Here is an 18,354-nt window from a genome sequence, read left to right as displayed (position 1 = left end):
GCACTAGCCCATCCGATTGAAATTGCAAAAGCAACGGAGCTACCGGTAATCGGAGCATTTCCCGAACCGTGTATTGTTCCGTTGCTAATGGGTCGAGCTCTCAAGCCCTCAATTTTCCACTCTGCACTTAACTCTAAGTAACCCAATTTGTCTCAACCTTTGCATATCACCGCTCGAAAACAGCGGATCGGCGTGCCGTACATATCAGACCAGATGGCATCGTCTGGCTCTTTCACATTCAGCTTATCTTCAATGGTTAATCCGGTGACAGCCATGATTGTCTCCAGCAGATCAGGCCGCATCTCGGGCACATCGAAGGTAGCGATTAACTGTCCGTTTGGTTTCAGCACCCGAGCGAATTCACGAAACGCTCGCAGCATCGTGCCTGTATCCAGATGCTCCAGTACAGAGATACAGAACACCCGATCAAACTTACCCGACTCGTACGGAAGCTGGGCCAGATTGGCCTTTGCACGGTGCAATCGGGCGAGAGTTGATTCTGGCAGATCCTGAGCGGCTTGCTCGCCAAAATCAGAAACAATATCCAGTCTTATCGCCTCTTCAGACAAAATACGTTCATCCCAGTCACAAGCGTGAACCTCGCGGCAGTGTTCTGCAAGCCAGAATTTGAACGGATGGGAGATGCCGCAGGCTGCATCAAGGACGACATCATCTGGACGTGCAAACCGCCGGGCCCATTCATATTCGTAGGGACGGCTCCACCATGCCGGATGCAGCGGGAAGACCAGTGTGTCCGTTTTAGGGTCACTTTGCCGAATGTATCTTGATTCCATGAATTCCGTTGCCTTGGGCGTATCCATCATCCCCGAATTCCCTCCTTTAATCCTGTCTCTGCCAAAAAAGATTCCAACACCGTGCTCCACCGGCTCCGCCACCTGGCAAGATCATAGGACAGTGCAGTCTCGCGCGCATAGATTCCCAGTCGTTCTCGCTCGGCCCGATCCTGTACAAGACGTACCAGTGCAGCGGTTAGTTCCTGCTCACCAGGAGGTACCAGTAGCCCATTAAAACCATCCTGAATCAGATCATTCAATCCGCCAACATTGGAGGCAATTACCGGAAGTCCACAGCTCATCGCTTCCAGACAGGCATAGGAGGTGCCTTCCGAGAACACAGTTGGAATCACAGCGATATCTGCCTGATGGTAGGCCTCCCGAATATCCCGGAAATCATACGTGCGCTGGTTAATTCGCTCCGCATGTGGATGAGTACGATGCCAGTAACGAAAGACTCTCCCGACCGTGCTGCCTTCGACCAGTTCCCCGGCAAATTCAATCTCCAGATCTGGAAAGGCTCCAAGTAGTTTATCCGCTGCCAGCATCATTGGAATAATACCCCGTTCCATGCTGATGCGGCGTGGATAGATAATGCGAATTGGGCGGGGAGAGGTTATACGGGCATCCACAGTTTTCTTTTCAACCTGTCCCTGAATCCGACCATTAACCTGATACTCAGCATCTGCTTCTACTAGAATCTCCGTAGCCCAATCCTTTGAATTCCGGTGATTATGAGCAAACCTATACGTTACGCCATCTGCTTCGACTTCTTCCAGTTTCGATAACTGTAAATGGAAATCTACCGTTTCTTTCCCCTCTCGTTCTTGATCGCTATCTGTATCTCCACCTCCATCTCTGTTAGCCTTACCACTGTTCGCTCCAGCACCACTTGTTCCATCCTTGCCTTCTACAGCTTGCACTCCTGATATAACTGCACCAGCACTCTCTACATGACTTGCCAGATCATTCCTCCATGCGACAAGCCATTCGTCTTCCTGTTCTTGCTCAAAGGTTCGCGTTGGTGGGGCAGGTGTGAAATAGGACGTATCCACTGCATTGGGAATCAGGACAACCTGCCTTGGATCGGTATAGGTGCACGCAGCTCGGCAAAAGGTCTGGAAGTGAGAATCCACGGATACAATGCGCACGAGTCCATCCAGAGCCAGTTGAATATGTTCCGCGACTTGTTGTTTGGTCTCCAGTGGCAGTCCGGGACGATCCCAGTTAATGCCGTGACAGATGCCAAGACTGCCGGGTTTGTAGGTGATGGGTTGCCACAGACAGCTGGCATAGATCACTGGGCCGCGCGCTGCTGCTGCCATCCGGTCAAAGGCTTCCGGTACATTATCCATGTCGTACGAATAACCAAATACGTCAATCTGCTCCGTCCGAGTCTGGAATGCTTCAAAATAGGACAGTTGATGAACTTCGGGAATATGCCCGAGTCCTCGGATGACACTGCACAGATCCAGAATATATCGCTCCAGTCCACCACCAAATACACGACCGAATTCCCGGTTGTACCCGTCGGTGAAACTATGCGTCAGAATACTCACCACGCCCATCTCACGGTCCCTCCTTCCAGGGAATCAGCCGAGGTTCCGGATCGAGAATAGACTCGTAGTGTGCAAGATTGCCCCACTCACCGCTAGGATCAATGCGCTTGTAACGCAAATATTTACGAACCCGGTCCTCCAGACTGCCTGCCCATCCGAGATGCTGAACCTTCAATTCCGTGCTGACCCCAGGCAATACCGTGCAGGACAAGGGGAGGCGGGGAACATGATGATTCTGTTGTGGATAAAAATAAGGATATCCAGGCATATACCGTACAAGTGAAGCGGTATGCCGTTTGTGCAGAGACCAGAGATCATCTTCCCGGTAGTGGGTCCGGCCACCCCACATATCGTAGAATCGGAATGCAAACCAGTCCGCATACTCCTGATTAATCAGAGTGCGTATGGCTTTCTTGGCCTCTGAGCTGTACAGCTCATCCGCATCAACTGAAAGCAACCAGTCGGGACATGTTCCCGCAGCCGCTTGCCACAAGGTGTTGCGAAGTCGCCATTCCTCGGCGAACAGTGGTTTCTCCAATACCTCCAGACGGACCACCTTTGGATAGGTTTTGCACATGTCCGGTGTTCCGTCTGTGCTGGCATCGTCCACAATGACGATCTCATCCACGAACTCACTCAGATCATGCAATACTTCTTCAAGGTATCGGCCACGTTCATTGCGAACCTGGAGCATGGCGGTCAGCTTGTTGCCTTTGTTTTTGCGAACCCGACGAATGGAGAAGGGTTCTTTGAATATACTTGTTTCCTCATGTGTTACAGCAGCATTCTGTTCTGCCTGACCTTGTGAATCATTCCAGTGATGCACTTGGCTTCGGATGTCCTGCGTTGGTTGTGCATGATCCGGGGTGTGATCTTCATTTTCCAATGCGTCTGTATGTGTTCGATCGACTGTTTCGGTTGGCGTGTAAGTGGTTTCGGTTCGGATATCCCTGTGCACCATTGGTCCATTCAACTGTTGTCTACGCTTCTTTGGGTCCAGCATCATGGCACCTCCCCAAGCAATTGCTGTACAGCATGATCCAACAGCTCCAGCTCGACAATCCGGACCAGCGCATCTTCATCCTCCAGTGCTGTCTCAAGGAAATGTCGGACTGCCCCGTGTCGTTCCCCTCGCAGTGCCAGCGCACTGCCGGATAATTGCTGGTAATCCCGGCGACTGGCATCATCCTGAATATCGACTGCATGCACCAGAGCCAGTGCTTCTTCCACACGTCCAGTCTCCTGGTAAATGCGGAATTTCCAATGTCTCGCCGTTTCTCCGCCAAGTTCGTCCAGGATACGCAGGGCGTTTCCGTAATCATCGTTCATACGGAGTAGTTCCGCTCGTACAAGTTGATCTTCTCCTGCCTCAAACCAGCGACAGAGCTGTTCATAATGATGCCGTTCTTGTTCATCGGCTGCACTAATTCCGTACACCCGCAGGGCGTCCTCCAACTGTCCGGCCCGGGCATGAATGGCAGACAGGAATCTATAGTGGGAGACTACACAATCACTGCGACCATTCATGACCGCATGGGTGAAGGCCTCTTGCAACGAATGGACGGCCCGCGGATCTTCAAGCAAGTACTCATAGGCTGCCAGCAAAAAGGATATCGTCTCATGTGCACCTGCTTTGGCACGCAACTGACGGTAGAAGTCGGCACGTACACTGCATTGAAGCAGGGTGACGCTATCTGGAGTGCCTGACAGGATCTGCCGCAGCGCATGCAAGAAGAGCAGTTCGTAGTCCCGGAGAGGGACTTCGAGATCATCCTTTTGCATCGTACCCGCAGGTGCAGGGTCTTCTCCGCCCAGCCAGATGGCACGTACGCCTTGGAATAACAGCTTCATATAACGTGTTTCGGAGGATGTGCCTACCAGATCGGCGATGCCGACCAGTTTGGAAATACTGCTCTCCCATAGCGGAGATTCTGCTTCGTTTCCAGCAGGCTCAGGGAGCAGGGCAATACATAGCTCAGGCTCCAGCGAAGCTGTAGCCATTAGCCAGTAGGGATGGGCGACTACGGCTACGGTGCGAGGTTCCAGCAATAGCTGCTCAGCCTCAGGGAGGGAGATGATGGTAATGACCGGAGGTACATCTTCTGTTTGCGTCAGGCTGCTGACATAGTAGACCTCTCCCTCGATCGACAGCAGTGCAGCAATATCGGGATAGGGAAAGGATGACCAGCCTCCTTTGCGAGGGAAGAGAACATACCGGACAGGGGGCAGTGTTGTACTGGCCTTATCCAGGCTGGCTTCGGTGTCTTCACCTGGTAGTGGTGCAGGTTTTTCCATGAATAGTTCACCTCACCTTGACTGTAATATGGAGCGTCATTCGCTCTGCATGTGTTTCATGCTTTCACTTCATATGTAAAGCCCTCACGGTACTTCGCATGATATGCCTGAGACTAACATATGGGCATTCCGTCCCAAACATGAGTATCTTCCATGAATAGATGAAGTTGGCAAGCTGTGATAAAAGGCTGAATTTTATCTTTTGTGTGACCAGGATCACTTTTTTTTGCTCTAGAGAGGAAGATTGTGATAATTCTCACATGTATAAAATAGGTAATCTGGCACAATACGTTCATCAACGTATTTGGCGGACAGACAGCGAAGGTGCAGCTTCAATGCCAAATACGCATACTGCGAAGTGAACAGAAAGAAGGGGTAACGGTATGGATCCGATTATGTTATCGCGTATCCAATATGCACTTACAACGATTTTCCATTTCTTTTTTGTCCCGCTATCCATCGGTCTAGTACTGTTGGTTGCGATTATGGAGACGTTGTACGTTGTTAAGGGTAAGGAAATCTACAAAACGATGGCGAAGTTCTGGGGCAAGCTGTTCCTGATTAACTTTGCCGTCGGGGTAGTCACAGGTATTTTGCAAGAGTTCCAGTTTGGTATGAACTGGTCCGAGTACTCCCGATTTGTCGGAGACGTGTTCGGTGCGCCACTGGCTATTGAAGCGCTACTGGCGTTTTTTATGGAGTCTACATTTATTGGATTGTGGATATTCGGATGGGATCGTTTGTCCAAAAAAGTGCATCTAGCCTGCATCTGGCTGGTGTTTGTCGGCACATTCCTGTCCGCGCTGTGGATTCTGGCAGCCAATTCATTTATGCAACATCCTGTTGGGTTTGAGATTAACAACGGCCGAGCCGAGATGAATGATTTCTTTGCACTCATCACGAATGGTCAGTTGCTCGTCGAGTTCCCACATACAATCTTTGGGGCATTGATGACAGGAGCCTTCGTTGTAACCGGGATCAGTGCCTACAAATTGATGAAGAAGCAGGATGTGGAGATCTTCCGCAAATCGTTTAATATCGCGATCATTATCGCTCTTGTTTCTTCATTTGGTGTAGCTTTCTCCGGACACTTCCAGGCGCAATATCTGGTGGAGACACAGCCGATGAAGATGGCAGCCAGTGAGGGCACATGGACAACGACAGAAGATCCGGCACCATGGACGGTGGTCGCTTTTATTGACCCGGATAAACAGGAGAGTACGGGTGAGATCAAAATCCCTGGATTGCTCAGTTATCTGTCCTACAGCAAGTTCTCCGGTAGTGTCAAAGGTATGAAGGAGCTTCAAGCTGAGTATGAACAGACGTATGGACCGGGGGACTACATCCCGCCGGTACGGACAACATTCTGGAGTTTCCGCATTATGATCGCAGCGGGTGGTTTAATGATTGCATTGGCGCTATACGGTACGTTCCTAGCCATGCGTAAGAAGCTGGAGGTCGCTGGAAAGTGGTTTATGCATCTGATGGTGTTCGCCATCTCCCTGCCGTTTATCGCCAATACGTCAGGTTGGATTATGACCGAGGTAGGAAGACAGCCATGGACAGTATTTGGCTATATGACAACCGAAGCCGGGGTCTCGCCGAACGTATCCGCAGGAACGATCCTGTTCTCGACCATCGCTTTTACCGCTGCGTATACGGTTCTCGGAATCGTGATGGTATACCTGTTCGTACGTGAGATCAAAGCAGGACCGTTTGCGGTCGAGAAGCCAGAAGATCACGATGAATCGGCCGATCCGTTCGGCGTGGATGGAGGTTATTCCGTTGTCACTAAGTGAGTTGTGGTTTTTGCTGATTGCCGTATTGTTTGTTGGTTTCTTCTTTTTGGAAGGTTTTGATTTTGGTGTGGGGATGTCTACAGGCATTATTGCCAAAACAGATCGTGAACGCCGGACCCTGATTAACTCAATCGGTCCGTTCTGGGATGGTAATGAAGTATGGCTGATTACGGCAGGGGGCGCGATGTTTGCTGCCTTCCCGCACTGGTATGCCACGTTGTTCAGTGGTTTTTACCTGCCACTTGTGGTGGTGTTACTCGCCTTGATTGGCCGCGGAGTTGCTTTCGAATTCCGCAGTAAAATGAAACAGCAGCGCTGGCGCAAAACATGGGACATCATCATTGTTGTCTCCAGCGCGCTGTTGCCTTTCCTGTTCGGCGTGGTCTTTGCCACATTGATGAAAGGTCTGCCCATTGATGGGGAGATGCAGTTGCGTGCAGGATTCCTCGATATTGTTAATCCGTACACCGTGATTGGTGGCTTGAGTGTAACCCTGCTGTGTCTGGTTCATGGATTGCTGTTTGCATCACTACGAACAGTAGGTGATCTCAGAGAGCGTGCCTTGAAGACAGCGCAAAAATTGATGCTGCCGCTGGCTGCACTACTCGCTGTTTACGCGTTAATGACGTATTTCATGACGGATGTGTTCGCCGTACGAGGCTGGGCTCTTTGGATCATGGTTGTACTTGGCGCAGTTTCGCTTGCACTTGCGGCATACTTTGTTCGTCAGAAGCGTGAAGGCTGGGCTTTTGGTATGACAGGTGCAGTGATTGCAATTGCCTTTGCCTCGGTATTTATCGGACTGTTCCCAAGAGTGATGGTGAGTTCCTTTGGGGCGGCGTATGACCTGACTGTATACAATGCCGCATCGGGTGCGTATTCATTGAAAGTAATGACCATTGTAGCTTGCACATTGCTGCCGTTTGTTCTTGGGTATCAGATCTGGAGTTATTATATCTTCCGCAAACGTCTGAACGAGCAGCACCACCTGGAGTACTGATATGGGACGGGGGCTGATGAAGCTGCCGGGCATCCGGCCGGTACTTGCGCTGGCCTCAGCGCTGGTGATGCTACAGGCGATGACGATCATTATGCAGGCTAAATGGCTAGCACAGGCCATAACGGCATTATTTGAAGGTTCATCCGTAACGGAGCAGTATCCTGTACTGCTGCTGTTCCTGGCTGCTTTTGCCGCCCGCTACGCCCTATCCTTCTGGTTACAACTCGTGACTTCACGATATGCGGAGAAGACAGGGACTGATCTGCGTAGACAGATGGTGGAGCAGTGGTTCAGACTTGGGCCGCGTTATGCCAAGACGGAGGGCACAGGACATCTGGTTACACTGGCACGTGAGGGAACAGCTCAATACAAGACGTATCTGGAACTATTTATTCCTCGCATGCTGGGCATAGGATTCACACCCATCGTCATTTTGCTGTATGTGTTCAAGCTGGATCTGATGTCCGGGGTTATTCTGATGCTGACACTCCCAATCCTGATCGTATTCATGATTCTGATTGGCCTCGCAGCTCAGCGTAAGATAGACGGACAATTCAGATCTTACAAAGCACTCGCTAACCATTTTGTTGATACCTTGCGTGGACTAGAAACGCTAAAAACATTGGGACAGAGCAAAACACATGAAGGGTCCATTCTGCGGGTCAGTCAGCGGTATCGGAAAGCAACGATGTCTACTCTGCGCATGGCTTTTCTTTCTTCGTTTGCACTCGATTTCTTCACCATGCTGTCCGTTGCTTCCGTGGCGGTTGGTCTGGGATTACGTCTGACGGAAGGGCATATGCTGCTTGGCCCTGCGTTGACGGTACTGATTCTGGCACCCGAATATTTCCTGCCTGTACGTATGCTAGGCGCTGATTATCATGCCACATTGGACGGTAAGGAAGCTGGAGCGGCTATCAACCAAGTGATTGAACGGGGGAAAGCTGCTGAACAGAAACAAAAAGAAGCCTATGCAAATGTTGTTGCGCATGCGGACATGGCAGAGGATGGGACGGGATCTGCATCATTGTCTTTGGGTAAAAGGAAAGCCGCTACTTCGACCATAAGTGTCGTGTTGAATGATAAAGCGGCTGCGGGGCATCTTGCTCCTGCTTCTGCTTCTACTACTCCTGAGCTTGTTTCTTCCTCTTCCTCGGTGTTCTCTTGGAATGAGAATAGTAGATTGGCTCTAACGGATGTACAGGTACGACACGATGATGAAGGTCCTTATTCGCTAAAGGATGTCACATTTCAGATCACGGGTCTTGGCAAAATCGGTATTATTGGCACCAGCGGAGCAGGCAAGTCCACGTTGATTGATGTATTGGCTGGATTTCAGCTTCCTACTTCAGGCCAAGTATTAGCCAACGGACAGCCTGTGACACAGGATATGCTTGAATCCTGGCGAAGACAGACGGCAGCTATCCCGCAGCATCCGTATATCTTCAGCGGAAGTCTGGCGGATAACGTTCGTTTCTACATGCCGGAGGCTTCGGATGCGGAAGTGGCCAAGGCCATTAGCGCAGCTGGATTAACCAAACTACTGTCTTCATTATCTGGTGGGCTGCATGAGCCTATTGGGGCTGGCGGCAGACAGCTCAGTGGTGGGCAGGAGCAACGCGTGGCGCTGGCAAGGGCCTTGCTTAGTAAACGAAACATCCTGTTGCTTGATGAACCGACAGCTCATCTCGATGTAGAGACAGAGTATGAACTGAAACAGACGATGCTGCCGCTATTTGAAGGAAAACTTGTATTTTTGGCTACCCATCGTCTGCATTGGATGCCGCATATGGATCGGATTATTGTCATGGATGGCGGCACAGTGGCAGAGACGGGAACACATCAGGAGTTACTGGCACGACAAGGCGTATATTATCAGATGATTCAGGCCCAGATGGAGGCGATATAAAATGAAGTCCGGATATGAGCATATGGAGACCGTCCGTAACGGAAAAGAAAAAAATAGCTGGATTGCTCCGTATGTGGCACAGTACCGCTGGAGATTCATCGCAGTTATTGCGCTGGGTACATGTGCTGCCTTGTGTGCGGTACTGCTACTGTTCACCTCCGGATTTCTGATCTCCAAGTCTGCGCTGCGTCCTGAAAATATTCTGATGGTGTATGTACCTATTGTTGGTGTACGTGCATTTGGGATATTCCGCGCCGTGTTTCGATATATCGAGCGATTGGCAGGACATGATGCCGTACTGCGGGTATTGGCCGATCAGCGGGTGAAGTTATATCGCATTCTGGAGCCGCAGGCCCTGTTCCTGCGTTCTCGTATGCAGACCGGGGATGTACTTGGAGCACTCGCCGATGATGTGGAGCGGCTGCAGGATATCTATCTGCGTACAGTCTTCCCCGCCGTTACCGCGCTCGTGATGTACGGTGGGGCTATGATTGCCTTTGGCAGTGTTGATCTGGGATTTGCGGTGTGGATGGGCTTGTATATGTTATTTCTCGTTGCCGTGTTACCTGCGATCTCCCTGAAAGTGACGTGGAAATGGCGTGTACGGCTGAAAAAGGAAAACAGCAGGTTGTATACCCGTCTGACCGACGGTGTACTTGGACTGGGAGATTGGCTTGCAAGTGGACGAGCGGCAGAGTTTGTTCAGCAGCAGGAAGAGGCAGAAGAACAGGTCGACACAGTTCGTCGCAAGTTGCGGCGTTGGACACGCTGGCGTGATCTGATGGCTCAGTTTGTCATTGGCCTGCTGGTGGTATCGGTTACGTTATGGGCCGGAAATGCCGCTGCTATTGGACAATTGCCTGCCGTGATGATTGCTGCTTTTGTGCTGGTGTTATTCCCGCTCACGGAAACACTTCTGCCTGTAGGGGATGCGGTGGAGCATCTTCCACAGTATCGGGAGTCGCTGGATCGCTTGAAACAGCTGGAAAGGAAAGGTTATCTTCCGGTGCAGAATGGAGTCGGTGATGCGGATGGAACGGGCGAATCGATCTCTGTAGTGAAAAACGGCAATGTGATGGCCGGACAGACATCGGAGTCCTTGCCAGCTGCGAATGTTATCCCGGACAGACGAATTCGTCTTCGCATTCCACCCAAACTCAGAGCAGACATCGAGATTAATCTCGTAAGTTATCGTTATGCAGCGGATGATTCCTACGCCGTACAGGACGTATCCCTTCATCTGCCACAAGGCAAACGATTAGCTATTCTTGGACGAAGCGGCGGCGGCAAATCAACCTTGTTGAAACTGATTCAGGGGGCATTGCTTCCATCTGCGGGGAAAGTTCTGATCAATAATATGCCTGTGCAGACCTTGGGTGAGAGTGTCACTGATGTCATCGCAGTACTGAATCAGAGCCCACACCTGTTCGACACCACGGTAGCCAATAATTTGCGGATTGGTCGTCCACATGCAACGGATGAGGAGATTCGTCAGGTGGCCGCCCAAGTAGGGTTATCCGGTCTAATCGAATCTTTGCCGCAGGGATATGATACGCCAATGCTGGAGACGGGCCTGCGTTTCTCCGGTGGGGAAAGGCAACGGATCGCTCTGGCCCGGGTACTGCTTCGGGAGACACCTGTTATTATATTGGATGAACCAACCGTAGGGCTTGATCCGGTGACGGAACGCGAACTGATGCGGACTATCCTGGGTAGCTTGCAAGGCAAAACGATGATCTGGGTCACCCATCACCTGATTGGTGCGGAACAGATGGACGAACTTATTTTTATGGAAAATGGAAAAATTGCCATGCAGGGTTCTCACGAACAATTGCTGGCTGGGGAAGAGCGATACCGCCGTCTCATCGAACTTGATCGACCCGGATGGTCTGACTTGCAGACAGTAGAGGGCAAGCTGCCTACTGCCGCTTCCAGATAGCAGGAACTTTCTCGGCAAATGGGAGCGGATAGCGTGTCTCAGGTACATTAAAACAAATAACACAAACAAGGGATGTCACTTGTCATATTCATGACTTATGGGACATCCCCTTTTCGTTTCTTGATGTGGAGTTTTATGAAAAATCGCTATGTCTATGATGTGAATTGATCTGCAGCAGCCAGTCCCAAGGACTTAACGCTCAGATTTCCTGTGCCAGCAGCATGGCTGTGCCACAGGATTGACGCACAACCAGTTCCGGCTCTACTTTAATGCAACGATTATCCATTTGTTTGTTCATCAGATCAAACAGAATCATGGCAGCAAGGCGTCCAATTTTGTCCGTATCCTGCTTGACGGTTGTTAGCGGTGGATCGGTATAACGGCAGGCTTCGATGTCGTCACAACCTGTCACAGCTATATCTTCTGGAATGCGTAACCCCACTTCCTTAAAGGCGCGAATAGCTCCAAAGGCAAGTAGATCTGTGGCTGCAAACACGGCACGTGGCAGAGTCTTGCAGGCGAGCATTTTCTTGGCCGCTTCGTATCCATCCGCTGCGGCATAATCTTTGCTGTATACAACCCACTCGGGCTTTTCATCAAGACTAAACTGATTTAGTGAACGTTTGAAAGCCATCTCTCTCTGTTGCATCACAAGAGAGGCGCGCTCCAGCCCGATAAAACCAACATCTCGATAACCGTTCATATAAAATTGTTCTACAACTTTGGTTGAGATCTTATCGTTATCGGACATGATGTAACAGGAGCTTTGTCCTGTTAGCTCGATATCTATTCCGATACAAGGAATCGGGCTGGCATCCAGGTCGAATATGCTGCTCTCGACCTCATCCCCCGCAATAATAATACAGCCATCCACTTGAAAATACTTGGATCTCGCCAAGTAGTCCTCACCCTGATCCAGAAACTTCTCATTCGAGAAGAAGAGTAGATCGTATCCAAGCAAGCCAATTTGTTTCTTAAACGCATTGATAACCTGTACGAAGAAAGGGTGGCTGAAATCCACGTTCAGCTTCCCTGCAAACACAACGCCAACGAGGCTGGATTTTTTGGTTGCCAGTGTTTTGGCTGAAGAAGATGGACGATAGCCTGTCTCTTCCATAATTTTAAGCACTCGCTGGCGCGTTTCCTCGCTAATATCTGGATAGTTATTAATAATCTTGGACACCGTGGCTACAGACACGCCGGCTAAACTCGCTATCGTTTTGATATTCATAAACATCCCTCGGATTCCTAAACTGGTTTCGTAAACTGGGGCTGTATCGGTTTTTTCGCTTTCTTGCAAGTATTCTATGCTACATAGACCGGAGAGTCAACAGCAGAGAGAGGGTTTCACACTTGAAATGATATGCATCCATAGGTTTGAAGTGATCAAGGAGGTTTGTCGCGAAAATAAGGACGAATTTTAGCTCGTAATCTTAATTATTTTACAGATTTTGAGTCCATTTAAAGGAATGCCGGGTTGTCTGGGGCTTAAATGAAATTATGTCATGTGCTGTGTTTCGTAACTATCGTAAAGGGTACCTTGATTTCAACGTATACAGCAATAAATAAAGCTTTTATCAAGCGTGTTAAAGCATGGAAATCAAAAAAACAAAATGACTATTTACAAAATAAAGATCTGAAGTCATAATAAGGGTGGAATTAACGAAACTGATTTCGTAGATTTAATTCAAAAATTTGGGGGACAACGAAAATGAAGAAAATGACTTTAACCATTGTACTTGTAACCGTTTTATTATGTGTGCTCGCCGCTTGTAGTAACAGCTCTTCGGAATCAGAAGGAACTCAGGCTACAGACAGCAGCAAAAAAGTTACCTTGAAGATCATTCACTGGCAGCAAGAGAATATTAACAACTACATCAAAGAGTTTAATACGAAATTTGAAGCGAAATATCCGGACGTAAAGGTGGAATATACTACGGTTCCGGCAGACGCGACATACGATCAGTTGATGCAAACACGGATGAACGCCGGAAGTAATGGGGACGTAGATATCATTCCACTCAAATCAAGCTTTGTAGGCGCTCCGCAGGAATGGTCCAGTGGTGCTGCTGATCCGATGTGGAAGCAATGGATCGATGCCGGGTTAATCAGTGATCTGTCTGATCAATCTTTTATCAAAAACTACAATGAAGCGGATGTACAGAACGCAATGACGTATAACGATAAGGTGTACGGTGTAAACATGGGCAAGGTGGCATTCACAGGACTGTTCTACAATAAGGAACTCTTCGCAAAATATAATCTGGAAATCCCTACAACCTGGGATGAATTGCAACATGTTATCAAAGTGTTCAAAGACAATGGTGTCGAAGCGCTGGGTCTGGCGGGTAAAGATGTATGGCCAATAGGTCTTGCGGTGCAAGGGCTTCAGGCCTCTATTCATGAAGATCAGCTTGCTTATATCAAAGGTCTATGGACTGGTGAAACCAAGCTGACTGATCCGGTTCAACTTGAAGTCTTGCAGAAATCTCAGGATCTGATGAACAATGCAATGCCTGGTTTCATGGGTATTGACTACGGAACATTGCCCAGTTTGTTCGCTACAGGCAAGGTGGCTATGATTGCTGACGGCACTTGGGATGCAACAACAATTCAAACGGCCAACCCTGATCTGAAGTTTGGATATTTCCCAATTCCAGGTAGCAATGATGCAGCCAAGAACAAAAATCTGGCGGGTAAATACGATATGACCTGGATGGTGGTGGATAACTCACCGAACAAGGATTACGCAATGAAATGGCTTGATATGTTATCGGAGAAAGAGAACTACACGGAATTTGTGAATGCAGCCGGCTTCCTGCCTACACAGCCTGATGTGGAGATGACAAGTGAGTTTATCCAAGGCATTCAGCCTTACCTGGAGGACTTTAAACTATCTTGGGATCAGTTGTTCATTAACCGTCAGAATGTAGGACAGTACATTTCGGAGGCCAGCGTTCACGCAGAGATGCTCAAGCCAGCCGGACCGATTGCAACACCGGAAGAGCTTGCAGGTAAATCCCAAGCGGACTGGGATGCTGCTGCTCCAAAGTAATTCATAATCATTCATATTCATGGCACAAGTTGGCCGCATGCGCCGGAATAGCGCTCGGGTCTGAGCCTTCAGGCCAGACAAGGCTGTTATTCCGGTTTTCTTATGTCTTAGTTTTACCCCATGAAAGGTGTGAGGACGATGTATCCGTTTGGGAAAGGTAAGGCAAGACTTATTCCTTATCTGTATTTGAGCATTCCGTTGTTACTTTATGTCGTGTTTGGCTTCGGTCCATCACTTGTGACGATACTGTTTTCGTTTACAGATGCTACTGGTGTTCGGGGCCAGGAATGGAGCTTTATCGGCTTTGAAAACTATAAAACATTTTTTGGTGCATCCAATGCTGGAGACCGAATGGATGCTATTGGGCGATCCTTATACTTTGCGTTTGCTGTTGTGATCATACAAAATGCAGTGGGTTTGTTTATAGCGATTTTGATCAATAAAAAGCTTAGAGGCGATAAATTATATCGCGCGGTATTCTTTTTGCCAGTGGTGCTGGGGGTTACTGTGTCTGGACTCATTTGGCAACTCGTTGCAAATCCGCTGGGCGGACCAGCCCAGTCCTTTCTGAATTTCTTGGGTACCAGTTCCAACTTTTTTGGCGATTATAATATTGCCTTCGAATTGATTATTTTTGTTCAAATCTGGATGTACATGGGTTACTCCATGACGATTTTTCTTGCAGGTCTGCAGTCTATTCCGAGCGATCTGTATGAGGCGGGTTACATGGATGGTGCTTCGGGATGGAAAGCATTTACGAACATTACATTCCCCATGATTGCTCCTGCATTCACGGTTAACATGCTCTTGTCTATCATAGGGGCATTGCAAACCTTTGATATTATCTATGTACTTACAGGCGGCAAGTTCAATACAACGACGCTTGCGTTTGATGTTTATGCTACGGCATTTGGCACAGGAACGGCTGATTACGGTTTGGCTTCTGCTGTGGCGATGATTCAGTTCCTCTTTGTATTTACCATATCGATGGTCGCTTTATTTTACCTTCGCAGAAGAGAGGTGGAAGCGTAATGAAACAGAGCCAAACGTCCAGAATGGTCAGCTACGTTATCGTTCTGCTCATGCTTGCGTTGTACGTTTTCCCTCTATTCTATCTGTTCAATGTATCCATGAAGACACAGACAGAGTATCTGCTCGATCCTGTAGCTCTTACTGAAGGGATCCGGCTTGAGAACTTTTCCGAAGCATGGAACAAAGGGAACTTCTCTCAGTATATGTGGAACAGTGTGCTCTATACAGGGATGTCCACCCTGCTGACGTTGATTTTATCTATATTTGCTGCATTCCCGCTCGCACGCAGATATGTTAAATTCAGCACACTCATTTATATTTTCTTTCTAATTTCCATGTACCTTCCCAACCCGCTCATTCCGCAGTTTTCCCTGATCAATAATCTGGGTCTTTACAACACCCAAATCGGTTACATCTTATTGAAGACGACAGGTACGGGCATTGCCTTTCTCATGTTTGTGGGTTATATCAAATCAATATCGCGTGAACTGGATGAGGCCTCTGCCATGGACGGGTGCGGGTATACAAGGTATCTGTTCACCATCCTTGTTCCGTTAATGAAACCAATCCTGGCAACAGGTATTATTCTTACCGCGATTGGTGTATGGAACGATATTATCGGGCCGACCATTTATTTATCTGATCCGAATTATCAGCCGGTAACCAAAGGACTCTTTACATTTTATGGACAGTACATGAACAACTGGCCGCTGCTCGCGTGTGGCATTCTGATTGTTACCTTGCCACTGGTTGTCCTGTACGTTGCTTTGCAACGTTTCATTGTTGGAGGTGCTATGGCAGGGGCTGTTAAATCGTAAGTTAGAATCACTCCGCTTTAACTGAAAAGAAAAAAAGGCAAGCGATCCAAAAAACATCATAAGAAAGCCACCCTCAACGCAATGAAGGTGGCTTCTATTATTTTCATCGTTATTTTGGTTTTATAACTCCACTAACATCAGAATAATGGAGGATAGACACAGACATGTGCTGACTAGATACAGCACACCCACCACCTGATTTTGATTCAATCCGGCACGCAGCAACCGATAATGAGCTTGACTTGCATCGGCCTGATAGATCGCTTTACCTTGAATGAAACGTTTGATAACGACAAAGATGTTGTCGAAGATCGGTACACCCAGCGCCAGAATCGGAATGAAGATGGACAACATGGTTGCTTGTTTGAATGCACCATCCAGAGCGATAACCGCCAGAATGAAGCCAAGGAACGTAGCGCCTGCATCACCCATGAACACTTTGGCAGGAGCTTTGTTGTACTTCAGATAACCAATCGTTACACCGACTAGAATGATCGACATGAGTGCGGAATCACTTTGACCTTTGGCAAGCGCCACGATGAACAGGGTAATTGCCGAGATGGCCGATAACCCGCCAGCCAGTCCGTCCATGCCGTCCGAGAAGTTGATGACTGTTGTCACCCCGAAGATCCACAGGATCGTGAGAATGAATTGCAGCCAGATCGGAAGCATGACATATTCCGCGTTGAAGGGATTCACAAATCCGGTGAACGCAATGCCAGAAGCAAATACGAGTACTGCCGCAGAGACTTGTACGAGCATTTTGGGCAGGGCAGGAAAATCTTTGCCTTTTGTTTTGTACCAGTCGTCGACGGTACCAATCGTTAGCAGAAGCATACCACCAGCGACCAGAGCCGCTGTTTCCCATGTGATTTCTTTTGTCAGAGCAATGTATGTCAGGAAAAATCCAGTAAATATCGCGTAACTCGCCGTGAGCGGGATAGGTTGCCTGTGTAGCTTACGCTCCACATCTTCCCGAGGCTTGTCCACAAAATCGAGCCGGTGAGCCAATCGACCAAGCGGTGGAATAAGCAGAACCACGACAGCAAAAGACACTATAAAAGCCAGTATGTATACCATAAACTCGCTTGTTTCACTCCCATCTACCAATTTCCCCTTATTATACGAGTTAAACAGGAAATCTGTCGATGTCATTATTGTAACCAGACGTACGCAAAGGTGAGCAAAAGTTCAGGTTTTATTGCATGTGAGGAAGATAGGAGCCGAAATAATGTTTTACGGCTTCTGTATGATATCCATCATCACCTTGCCAGGTTGCTGCAAAGATGAAATCGCTGGAACCACCTTTGCCTTTTCGCGGTTTATCTCCAGGAACCAGTATGCCTGCTGCAGCCCAGATTTCCAGCAGGGCATCCCGCTCCTGTTTGCTGGAAGGGAAGAGATCCTTCCACTTTTTCTCAAGTGAGCGAGCACTGTCCTTGGGGTCTTCCGTCTGAGCTGCTTCAAGCAGGTTGACCAGGATGGCTTGGTCTTCAGGGGTTACTTCATAGTTCGCATCGTTGTCCTGAAGCAGTAATTCCAGATCCATCAGGCAATAGATAAGCCAGCCGTGACGCACGCCGCCCCACTTAATCCGTTCAAAATTAAGGACGTTTAAGTCGACATTGGAATATGCCTTGTCTGACTGCAAACGCAGGAAGTTACAATCTCCACAGGCACTGGTGTTAGGGTGAAGGGCAGGGCGTTCCGCATAGGTGTGTAAAGGCATGTTCGATGTTAAAGCCCAGCTGGATAATGCGCTGCGCAGATAGACTTTTTTGGTGGACAGACTATGTAGAAATGCCGAAATCACCCGTTCCTTGAACGAGTCATCCTGATGCATGTCGTATAGACGCTGGACAATCTCGTCATGCGTGATCGTGAGTGGATCGAACATGACACCTTTGCTTTTGGCATATTCAAATTCATCTCCAGAGAAGGGTGGAGAGGTTGTTTTCCAGCCACCACCTCCCCAGAAGGTGCTCAGCAGTATCTTTGCTGCCTTTTTGTCCATATGGTTAGCCTCCTTTATGGGAATTGCAATTATGATGAATGTGATGCTTTGATCTATAAGATTTGAACTAAAGAGTTTTTATCCTTGCCACTTCGATGACAGAACAATCTTCCGATCGCTGTTATCCCCCGAATTTTCGA

14 protein-coding genes are annotated in these 18,354 nt (G+C 48.6%); 7 read left to right on the top strand and 7 right to left on the bottom strand.

All coding sequences use genetic code 11. The features are described 5' to 3' along the window. Positions 1-152: 152 nt before the first annotated feature. From NST38_RS28825 to NST38_RS28810, 4 genes are read right to left on the bottom strand one after another with little or no spacing between them, the layout of a single operon-like run. Positions 153-824, bottom strand: a complete 672-nt coding sequence (locus NST38_RS28825; protein ID WP_076251798.1) for a class I SAM-dependent methyltransferase — start codon at positions 822-824, stop codon at positions 153-155. Continuing rightward, positions 821-2,362: a glycosyltransferase family 4 protein gene (locus NST38_RS28820; protein ID WP_256720049.1), complete on the bottom strand. Its 1,542-nt coding sequence runs from the start codon at positions 2,360-2,362 to the stop codon at positions 821-823. The genes NST38_RS28825 and NST38_RS28820 overlap by 4 nt, the downstream gene beginning before the upstream one ends. A 1-nt stretch (position 2,363) precedes the next feature. Next, a complete protein-coding gene (locus tag NST38_RS28815) occupies positions 2,364-3,356 on the bottom strand; it encodes a glycosyltransferase (RefSeq protein ID WP_083684528.1) in 993 nt (330 codons plus the stop codon). Continuing rightward, positions 3,356-4,648, bottom strand: coding sequence for a tetratricopeptide repeat protein (locus NST38_RS28810; RefSeq protein WP_076251796.1), 1,293 nt, complete (start codon positions 4,646-4,648; stop codon positions 3,356-3,358). Before NST38_RS28810 ends, NST38_RS28815 begins: the two co-directional genes overlap by 1 nt. A 383-nt stretch (positions 4,649-5,031) precedes the next feature. Here NST38_RS28810 and NST38_RS28805 point away from each other — a divergent pair, with 383 nt between their 5' ends. From NST38_RS28805 to cydC, 4 genes are read left to right on the top strand one after another with little or no spacing between them, the layout of a single operon-like run. Further along, positions 5,032-6,447: a cytochrome ubiquinol oxidase subunit I gene (locus NST38_RS28805; RefSeq protein WP_076251795.1), complete on the top strand. Its 1,416-nt coding sequence runs from the start codon at positions 5,032-5,034 to the stop codon at positions 6,445-6,447. Next, the gene (gene cydB / locus NST38_RS28800; protein ID WP_244898245.1) at positions 6,392-7,447 is read left to right on the top strand and encodes a cytochrome d ubiquinol oxidase subunit II; all 1,056 of its coding nucleotides are present in this window, start codon (positions 6,392-6,394) and stop codon (positions 7,445-7,447) included. The genes NST38_RS28805 and cydB overlap by 56 nt, the downstream gene beginning before the upstream one ends. Position 7,448: 1 nt before the next feature. Continuing rightward, the gene (gene cydD / locus NST38_RS28795; RefSeq protein ID WP_076251793.1) at positions 7,449-9,356 is read left to right on the top strand and encodes a thiol reductant ABC exporter subunit CydD; all 1,908 of its coding nucleotides are present in this window, start codon (positions 7,449-7,451) and stop codon (positions 9,354-9,356) included. 1 nt (position 9,357) lies between these two features. Beyond that, complete coding sequence (gene cydC, locus NST38_RS28790; protein ID WP_083684525.1) at positions 9,358-11,295, top strand: thiol reductant ABC exporter subunit CydC; 1,938 nt, start codon at positions 9,358-9,360, stop codon at positions 11,293-11,295. Between the two features lie 199 nt (positions 11,296-11,494). On the opposite strand, the gene NST38_RS28785 is transcribed toward cydC, so the two are convergent. After that, positions 11,495-12,526, bottom strand: coding sequence for a LacI family DNA-binding transcriptional regulator (locus tag NST38_RS28785; RefSeq protein ID WP_076252206.1), 1,032 nt, complete (start codon positions 12,524-12,526; stop codon positions 11,495-11,497). A gap of 480 nt (positions 12,527-13,006) precedes the next feature. Here NST38_RS28785 and NST38_RS28780 point away from each other — a divergent pair, with 480 nt between their 5' ends. The 3 genes from NST38_RS28780 to NST38_RS28770 all read left to right on the top strand — a co-directional run bounded on the left by NST38_RS28780 (position 13,007) and on the right by NST38_RS28770 (position 16,200). Next, a complete protein-coding gene (locus NST38_RS28780; protein WP_076251791.1) occupies positions 13,007-14,350 on the top strand; it encodes an ABC transporter substrate-binding protein in 1,344 nt (447 codons plus the stop codon). Positions 14,351-14,488: 138 nt separating this feature from the next. Continuing rightward, complete coding sequence (locus tag NST38_RS28775; RefSeq protein ID WP_036613007.1) at positions 14,489-15,382, top strand: carbohydrate ABC transporter permease; 894 nt, start codon at positions 14,489-14,491, stop codon at positions 15,380-15,382. Beyond that, positions 15,382-16,200 (top strand): carbohydrate ABC transporter permease, encoded by an 819-nt coding sequence (locus NST38_RS28770; RefSeq protein WP_074092669.1) that lies wholly within the window; start codon positions 15,382-15,384, stop codon positions 16,198-16,200. The genes NST38_RS28775 and NST38_RS28770 overlap by 1 nt, the downstream gene beginning before the upstream one ends. Positions 16,201-16,320: 120 nt before the next feature. On the opposite strand, the gene NST38_RS28765 is transcribed toward NST38_RS28770, so the two are convergent. Further along, positions 16,321-17,280: an MraY family glycosyltransferase gene (locus tag NST38_RS28765; protein WP_036613004.1), complete on the bottom strand. Its 960-nt coding sequence runs from the start codon at positions 17,278-17,280 to the stop codon at positions 16,321-16,323. Positions 17,281-17,398: 118 nt separating this feature from the next. Next, positions 17,399-18,214, bottom strand: coding sequence for a hypothetical protein (locus NST38_RS28760; RefSeq protein ID WP_076251789.1), 816 nt, complete (start codon positions 18,212-18,214; stop codon positions 17,399-17,401). Positions 18,215-18,354: the final 140 nt, after the last annotated feature.

This window comes from Paenibacillus sp. FSL H8-0104 (assembly GCF_038050215.1).
Taxonomy (GTDB): domain Bacteria; phylum Bacillota; class Bacilli; order Paenibacillales; family Paenibacillaceae; genus Paenibacillus; species Paenibacillus amylolyticus.
The sequence above is the reverse complement of the archived record's forward strand: the minus strand, read 5'-3'. Positions and strand labels throughout refer to the sequence as shown.